The 6,909-nt window shown below is 74.1% G+C and carries 4 protein-coding genes and 2 pseudogenes; 4 read left to right on the top strand and 2 right to left on the bottom strand.

Features of this window, described 5'->3' with window-relative positions:
* On the top strand, window positions 1–1,563 hold a 1,563-nt coding region (locus JNW89_RS22630), incomplete at its 5' end, for a DUF6077 domain-containing protein (protein ID WP_238450420.1).
* A 221-nt stretch (window positions 1,564–1,784) separates the two neighbouring features.
* The gene (locus JNW89_RS22625; protein ID WP_238450419.1) at window positions 1,785–3,542 is read left to right on the top strand and encodes a CDP-glycerol glycerophosphotransferase family protein; all 1,758 of its coding nucleotides are present in this window, start codon (window positions 1,785–1,787) and stop codon (window positions 3,540–3,542) included.
* A gap of 59 nt (window positions 3,543–3,601) precedes the next feature.
* Here JNW89_RS22625 and JNW89_RS22620 read toward each other — a convergent pair whose 3' ends face one another.
* The gene (locus JNW89_RS22620; RefSeq protein WP_238450418.1) at window positions 3,602–3,940 is read right to left on the bottom strand and encodes a DUF952 domain-containing protein; all 339 of its coding nucleotides are present in this window, start codon (window positions 3,938–3,940) and stop codon (window positions 3,602–3,604) included.
* 132 nt (window positions 3,941–4,072) lie between these two features.
* On the opposite strand from JNW89_RS22620, the gene JNW89_RS22615 reads away from it, so the two are divergent.
* Entirely contained in the window at window positions 4,073–4,729 is a 657-nt protein-coding gene (locus JNW89_RS22615) for a response regulator transcription factor (protein ID WP_088962950.1), read from the top strand.
* A 10-nt stretch (window positions 4,730–4,739) separates the two neighbouring features.
* Window positions 4,740–6,098: pseudogene (locus JNW89_RS22610) on the top strand (sensor histidine kinase); the annotation flags it as partial.
* A gap of 208 nt (window positions 6,099–6,306) precedes the next feature.
* Here the strand turns inward: JNW89_RS22610 and JNW89_RS22605 are convergent.
* Window positions 6,307–6,909, bottom strand: a pseudogene (locus JNW89_RS22605) (TAXI family TRAP transporter solute-binding subunit); the annotation flags it as partial.

Genomic DNA, 6,909 nt, shown 5'->3' with positions numbered 1-6,909 from the left:
GCGCCCGCGCCGACCGCGCTCCAGTCGGCGTACGCGTTGCTCGTCTCGGTCGGGGTGGGAATCTCCTCGCTGTTCATCGCCCGCAACACCCCCGACGACGTCTACTACGTCGGCAAGTCGGTCTGGGTGGCCGAGCGCGACATCGTCCCGCTCAACGACTTCCTCTTCACCGAGAACGTCGCCCCGGCGATGGGCTCGCAGCCGCCGACCCCCTCCATCGAGGTGTTCGCCGGCGCGCTCGGCCGGGTGCTCGGCATCCACGGCGCCTCCGCGACCTGGTACGTGCTGCTGCCGGCGCTGGCCGTGCTGGCCATCCTGGCGCTCTGGCGGCTGGTCCACCGGTGGGCGCCCCGCCGCCCGGTGCTCGCCTTCAGCGTCGCCGTCGCCTACCTCTACCTGGTGGCCGGGGCGGACGCCGCGTTGGGCACCTTCCACCTGCCCCGGCTCTACGAGGGCAAGGGCATGTTCGTCTCGGCGGTCATCCCGCTGATGTGGCTCTACCTGACCGAGTGGTTCGACACCCGCTCGCGCCGGTCGCTGCTGCTGGTCTTCGCGCTGTCGGTGACCGCCGCCGGCCTGACCACCACCTCGGCGATCATCCTGCCGATGCTGGTCGGCGCGGCGGGGCTGGCCATGCTGCTGGTCGGCCGCTGGAAGGACGCCCTGATCGGCGGGGTGGCCGCCGTCGCGTACCCGGTCGGGGCGATCGTGGTGTCCCGGCTGGTGCTCGGCGGGATGAACGCCACCGGCGCGGACGACGCCTTCTTCGACGCCGAGTACACCTACCGGCGGACGCTGCTGGTGGGGATCGTCGGCGTGATCAGCGGCCTGGCGCTCTGGTGCGGCCCGCTGCTGGCCCGGCGCCGCACCCCGGCGCTGCTGGCCGCCGGCGCCACCCTGACGATGAGCGTGCTGCTGATCCCCGGCGTGCTGGAGGTGCTGGGCGACCTCAGCGGCATCTCCGTGGTGCTCTGGCGGGTGCCCTGGCTGCTCGCGCTGCCGGCGCTGATCGGCCTGCTCTGCACGGTGGACGTCCCGTCACCCGCGCCGCTGCTGCGCGGCGCGGTCGGGGCCGTGCTCGCGGCGGCGATGGTCGCCTGCTTCGCGCTCTGGGCGACTCCGATGTGGTCACCGGAGAGCTGGGTCCAGACCCACGACCGGCCCACCTGGAAGCTGCCCCAGCAGCGGCAGAAGATCGCGTTCTGGATCAAGGACCAGGATCGGCCGGACGGCCTCGTGCTCGCCCCGTCGGTGATCATGCGGACCTCGCTGATCGTCTCCAGCGAGGTCCGGGTGGTCCTGCCGCGCGACTTCTACCTGGTCGAGTACGACCTCAACTCGGACTTCGCCAAGGACCGGCTGCTGCTCGCCCGGTTCGCCGACGGCCGGATCCAGCCCCCGAAGGACGAGGTGGCCGCGGCGGTGCGGCGGGTCGGCGTGGGCACCATCTGCGTCTACAACGGCAACCGGTACGCCCGCGACACTGTGGTCGACCTCGGCTTCCAGGAGTTCGCCGCGCGCAAGGGTCCGGGGGCGATGACCTGCTATCGACCAGCCGGCTGAGCGGTCCGACACCCACGCCCCGGCGTCGGGTCGGCCGGGTCGCGGGCGAAGATGATCGTGTCCCGACACCCGAGCGACGCCGGGACATCCACTCGCGTTAAGGTCGCAGTCACCCGCAGCCGGGTCGAACCGGACACGGCGCGGGAAATACCACCCACGTCGCGGCGTGACGTCGACGACACGGGCAACGCCCGTCATCGATCTCGTAGGGAGCGTAACCGTTGTTCGGCACGTTAATGGAACGCACTGGCGTCGCCACCCGTGGCGCGCTGCTGGTGCTGTCCTACCTGGTCATGCTCGTCGCGGGCGCCTTCGGCTGGGTGCCCGTCTTCGCCGTGGCCGGGCTGGCCGCCGTCGTCGGTGAGTTCGCCCTCTCCCGGTGGTCGCCGCCGTCGGACCTGCTGCTGGAGAAGGTCGGCCTCAACCGGGGCTACCGGCAGCTGAGCCGCGACCTGGCCACGGTGCTGCTGGTCGCCGCGACCGTCCGGCTGACCGCGATCGAGGTGACCTGGCTGCTGATCCTGCCGGCCGCGGTGTGGGTGATCGCGGTCTTCTCCGGCGCGCTCAACACGATGATCGACCGTCGCAATCCGATCTCCGCGCTGGTCCGCAACATCGAGCTGGGCCCGATCCGGTCCGCGCCGCGCCCGCCGCAGTGGGCGTCCGACCTCGCCGGCGTCCCGCTGGCGGTGGCGAACGTGCTGCTGATCCCGGCCGCCGTGGTGGCCGCGGTCCAGGAGGACGTCACCCCGGTCCTGGTCGTCGGCGCGGTGGCCGTCGTCGCCGCTGCCGCGGTTGGCGCGATCATCGCGCTGACCTGGCTGCGCGGTCGGGGCACCGGCAAGAGCCCGGTGCTGCCGGTGCTCCAGCGCTGGCTGGACAGCTACCGGCCCGAGGTGGCGCTCTACTTCGCCGGCCCCGCCAAGGACGTCTACCAGGCCAACATGTGGCTGGCCCCGACCGAGGCCCTGAACCAGCGCGGCATCGTGCTGATGCGCAGCAGGGAGGCCTTCCTCGAGCTGGCCGACACCCGGCTGCCGGTGGTCTGCGTACCGGCCGGGGTCGACTTCATGAACCTGGAACTGGGCACCGTCCGCGCCGCGCTCTACGCCGCGAACGTCGGCGCGAACATCCACCTGCTCCGCGAGCCGGGCATGAAGCACGTGTTCGTCGGGCACGGCGACAGCGACAAGCAGGCCAGCGTCAACCCCTACAGCAAGGTGTACGACGAGGTGTGGGTCGCCGGCCTCGCCGGCCGGGAGCGTTACGCCCGGGCCGGTGTCGGCGTACGCGACGAGGACATCGTCGAGATCGGACGGCCGCAGCTCGCCGGCGTGCACACCTTCGGCGCGCGCGCCGAGGACCGGCCGTTCACCGTCCTCTACGCCCCCACCTGGGAGGGTTGGCTGGACGACGACCCGTACCACACCTCGCTGGTGCTGATGGGGGAGCGGATCGTCAAGGGACTGCTGGCCACCTCGCCCGCCGTCCGCCTGATCTACAAGCCGCACCCGCTGACCGGCTCCCGCTCCAAGGAGGCCAAGGCCGCGCACGAGCGGATCGTGTCGCTGGTCCGGATGGCCGGCGGCGACGTCGACGCCACCTCCCTGGACGGCCCCGGCCACCGGGTGGTCACCGGCCGCGTCCCGGCGCTGTTCGACTGCTTCAACCAGACCGACCTGCTGATCAGCGACGTGTCCAGCGTGGTCTCCGACTTCGTGCAGAGCCAGCGGCCGTACGTGGTCGCCAACCCGAGCGGGCTGCCCGAGGACGAGTTCCGCCGGGAGTTCCCGACCTCGCGGGCGGCGTACCTGCTCTCGGTCGACTGCGGCGAGCTGGAGAAGATCCTCGCGCTCACCCGCACCGGCGACGACCCGATGACCGAGGCCCGGCGCGAGCTGAAGACCTACCTGCTCGGCCCGGCCGAGGCGAACCCGATGGACCGGTTCGCCGAGGAGATCGGGCGGCTCTGCCGCTGACCCCAGCGCACCAGGAGGCCCGGGACGACGACTCGTCCCGGGCCTCCTCGTCTGCCGGCTCAGCGCAGCAGGTCGGCCACCGCCTCGGCGGCGGGTACGTCCGCCGGCAGCTCCGCGACGCCGGTGACCGCCGCCAGCGGCAGCTCGCCGTACAGGTGGGGGAACCAGGCGCCGTCGCGGGACGGCTCCCAGCGCAGGTCGTCGCCGAGCAGGTCCTCCTCGACGGTGAGCAGGACCAGCCCGGTGGCGCCGGCGTAGTGCCGCCGGGCGGTCTCCACGATCTGGTCCGCCGCCGACAGGTGCAGGAACCCGTCCTGGCGGTCCAGGGCCGAGGCGGGGACGTACCCGTCGACCCCGGCCCGCGCCCACTCGTCGAGGGTCACCAGTTTGTAGATCATGACGGCAGCGTACGGCCCGCTCCGCCCGCTCCGGGGCGGGCCGAGCTGTCCGGTGGCCGGACCGGGCCTCCCGCCCGTCGCGCTCTTCTGCCACCATTCGCACGTCATCCGTACGACGAATGGGGGTCACCCGTGCGCATCCTGCTGGTCGAGGACGACCGTCGGGTGGCCGCCGCCCTCTCCTCGGCGCTGACCCGGCGCGGGTACGAGGTCGAGCACGCCGCCACCGTCGCCGCGGCCCTCTCCGCCGCCCCGTGCGACCTGGTGCTGCTGGACCTGACCCTGCCCGACGGTGACGGCACCGAGGTCTGCCGGGAGCTGCGCCGGCGCAGCAGCCAGCTCGGCATCATCGCGGTGACCGCCCGGGGCGAGGAACGCGACCGGGTGCTCGGCCTGCGGCTGGGCGCCGACGACTACGTGGTGAAGCCGTTCTCGATGGTGGAACTCCAGGCCCGGATAGAGGCGGTGCTGCGTCGGGCGTCGCACACCGTGCCGGAGCGGGACCTGATCGAGGCCGGCGCCGTGCGCATCGACGTCGCCGGCCGGACGGTCACCGTCGCCGGGCGGCCGGTGGCGCTGACCCGCAAGGAGTTCGACATCCTGCTCTCGCTGGCCCGCCAGCCCGGCGTCGCGGTGCCCCGGGACCGGATCCTGCTGGACGTCTGGGGCACCACCTGGGCCGACCGGCACACCGTTGAGGTGCACGTGGGCTCGCTGCGCGGCAAGCTCGGCGAGCCCCGCCTGGTGGAGACCGTGCGCGGGGTCGGCTACCGACTCCGCGGCGAGTGAGGGGCGGCCGGTGCGTCGCCGACTGGTGATCAGCTACCTGCTGCTGATGGTGCTGGTGCTGCTGGCGTTGGAGACCCCGCTGGCGGCCACCCTCGCCTCCCGGGAGACCGACCGGGTCCGCGCCGACCGGCTCGCCGACGCGACCCGGTTCGCCTCGCTGGCCGGGCCGGCGCTGCGCGGCGGCGTGCCCGGACCGCTCAGCGGCGAACTGGCCGCCTACGAGGAGCTGTACGGCATCGGCGCGGCGGTGGTCGACCGGGACGGCCGTACCGTGGTGGTGTCGCCCGACTGGCGCGCCGGCCGGGACGCCGAGACGGCGCGCGACACGGCCCTGGCGGGCCAGCCGTTCAGCGGGCCGGAGGCGGTCTGGCCGTGGGTGGACGGCCCGCTGGTGGTGGCGGTGCCGATCAACGACGGCGGCGAGGTGCTCGGCGCGGTGGTGACCGCCACCCCGGCCGGCAAGGTCCGGCGCACGGTGACGGTCTGGTGGCTGCTGCTCGCCGGGATCGGCCTGCTCGCCGTGCTGGCCTGCGTCTCCACCGCGTTCGGGCTGGCCGGCTGGGTGCTGCGACCGGTGACCGAGCTGGACGCGGTGACCCACGAGATCGCCGAGGGCGACGGGGGTGCGCGGGTGCAGCACCGGCTGGGACCGCCCGAGCTGCGCCGCCTCGCGGCCAGCTTCAACAACATGGCCGACGCGGTCTCCGACGTGATGGACCGGCAGCGCGCGTTCGTCGCCCACGCCAGCCATCAGCTCCGCAACCCGCTGACCGCGCTGCGACTGCGGGTGGAGGAGCTGGGGCCGAGCCTGACCGACCCGGACGGCCGGGCCGAGCACCGGCTCGCGCTGGAGGAGACCGACCGGCTGGCGTTGGTGCTCGACGCCCTGCTCACGCTGGCCCGGGCGGAGCGGGAGGAGAACCAGCGGGTGACCGTGGACGCGGCGGAGGTGGCCGCCTCGCGGGTCGCCGCGTGGGAGCCGCTGGCCCGGCACCGCTCGGTGGCCCTCCGGCTGCGCGCCCGCGGCCCGGCGTACGCCCGGACCGTGCCCACCGCCGTCGACCAGGCGCTGGACGCGCTGATCGACAACGCCGTGAAGTTCAGCGGGGCCGGGGGAGAGGTCACCGTCACCGTCCGGTACGCCGACGGCGGCACCGCCCTGGAGGTACGCGACACCGGGCCGGGCATGACGCCGGGCCAGCTGGACCAGGCCACCGAGCGGTTCTGGCGGGCGCCGGACGCGCAGAACATCGACGGCGCGGGGCTCGGGCTGACCATCGTCGCGGTGCTGGTGGACGCCTCCGACGGGCGGCTGACCATGCGGGCGGGGGAGCCGCGTGGCCTGGTCGCGGAGCTGTGGTTCCCGGCCCCGTGGGACGGCGCGACCAGCGGCGCCGAGGGATCGCCGGCCGCACCCGACGGCCCCGCGCCCAACGACCCACCACCGGGCCCGGTCGACCCGCCACCGGCGGTGGGCGCCGTCGGGTCCGCCCCGGCGGACCCTGCGGTGCCGACGCAGACCGGCCCCGAACGGACGGCCGGAGCCGTCGACGGTGCGCCGGCCGGGACCTGAACGGTCAGGGTTTGACGGAGCGGTACCAGCCCGCCGCGCCCGGGTGCAGCGGCAGCGGCGCGGTGGCGATCGCCGAGCGGGGGCTCATCCGGCCGGCCGCCGGATGGGCCGCGGCCAGCTCGGCCCGGCGCTCCATCAGCAGCCGGGTCACCTCCCGCACCAGCGAGTCCGGCAGGTCCGCCCGGACGATCAGGTAGTTCGGGTTGGCCACCGTGGTGACCGGGTCGAGGTGGTACACCGAGCGCGGGATGTCCCGCGACACGTACACCTCGCGGTAGCTGCGGCGCAGCGGCTCGGTCCACTCGCCGAGGTCGACGACCCGGGTGGCCGAGTCGGCCGTCAGCTCGCGCACCGCGCCCACCGGCAGCCCGCCGGAGAAGAAGAACGCGTCGATCTCGCCGGCCCGCAGCGCGGCCACCGAGTCGTCCAGGTTGAGGTGCTTCTGCTGGACCCGGTCGCCGCCGAGTCGGGCCACCTCCAGCAGCCGGATCGCGGTGACCTCGGTGCCGGAGCCCGCCGCGCCCACCGACACCCGCCGCCCGCGCAGGTCGGCGACCGTCCGGACCGGGCCGCCGGCGGTGGTGGACCAGGTGCAGCAGGTCGTCGT

Source organism: Micromonospora sp. 4G55, from assembly GCF_016803375.1.
The sequence above is the reverse complement of the archived record's forward strand: the minus strand, read 5'-3'. Positions and strand labels throughout refer to the sequence as shown.